Here is a 1217-nt window from a genome sequence, read left to right as displayed (position 1 = left end):
CCCAGGTCAACCTTCAATTCCGGGCTCACGTGTGACTACCAACTGCGGAACCCGGGTCACAGCAGGCGGGCAATTGCCGGAACACGCCGCACCAGGTGGGAGCCGCCCCAGCACAGGGGAAGCGCGAGCGTCCACAGGAGCAGGCATTTGGCGGCGGCCGGTGCCCTCCACTGGCTGAGGACGTGCCCGAACCCGACGACCACCACGGGGTGCAGGAGGTAGACGGCGAAGGCGTTGACCGCCAGGAATGCACCGAAGCCGCGTTGCCGGTTGAACCGCGCCCTGAACAAGACGACAACGGCGAGGGCGGATCCGACGCATAAGCCGGTCTCCAGGAAAGCCATGACGAGTGAGAGCGGGCTTTCGGGCTGGGGAGGCCGGTTGATCAGCGACGGGAGGACGGGCAGGGCGGCCGCCAGGCAGCTGCCGGCCGCCGCCAGGCCCCACAGCCCTGCGGCCCGCGGCATTCGCTCGTGCCATTGACCGCGGCGGGCCAGCACCCCGGCGATAAACAGCGCGGTGTAGAGCGGCAGGCAACCCGGATTGGGAATATCGACGACAGGCCAGTAAGAACCGATCGGAACGATGATGCGCCACAGGTAGGTCAGGACGGCCAGCCCGGCGCAACAGCCGATGACCGCCCCCGCGACCCAAGGCGTGGAGCGCCGCGCGGAGTGGGGCGTGGTATGCGGTGCCACACCTGATGCCGCATGCGGCCGCATCACGGCGATGGCGCGACCGCGCCGCAAGCTCCGTAACGCCGCATAGCACAGGCAAAACACCAGTAGGGTCTCCAGAAACCACATCGGGCCCAGGCTCCAGGAACGCACGTAGTACGCCCCGAAGGAAAGGTCCTCCCGGTAATGCACCAGATAGTCGCCGAGGGTGACGAAGGGGCGTATCAGCAGGACATAGACCGCGATCGGGAGCCCGAGCCGCAACAGCCGGTCACGAACGAAGGCACGGCCGCCTTTGCGGTCATGTGAAGCCGGCACGAAGAACCCGGCGATGAGGAAGAACAGCCCGAGAACGGTGGAGCCGGTGCTGAGAAGCACCAGGGCGAGCGCGGATCCGGAAGGATCCCGGATGGGCTCGGTGTAGTACCACAGCCGGGGATGACTGCCGTATCGGCTGCCGTACGTCAACGCGCAATGCAGGTGTCGCTGCTCCCGCAAGACTGACCCCGTAACGCTCTCCCAATCTTGACCCCCCTGACC

General features: G+C 66.9%; 1 protein-coding gene. It reads right to left on the bottom strand.

Translation table 11 applies throughout. From position 1 onward, the window contains the following. Positions 1-56: 56 nt before the first annotated feature. A partial coding sequence (locus tag IEZ08_RS39030) for an acyltransferase family protein (RefSeq protein WP_229803972.1) occupies positions 57-1217 on the bottom strand: 1161 nt, incomplete at its 5' end.

Source organism: Planobispora rosea (genome assembly GCF_014648175.1).
Taxonomy (GTDB): Bacteria; Actinomycetota; Actinomycetes; order Streptosporangiales; family Streptosporangiaceae; genus Planobispora; species Planobispora rosea.
Note: the sequence above shows the minus strand (reverse complement) of the source record. Positions and strands in the feature narration are given on the sequence as shown.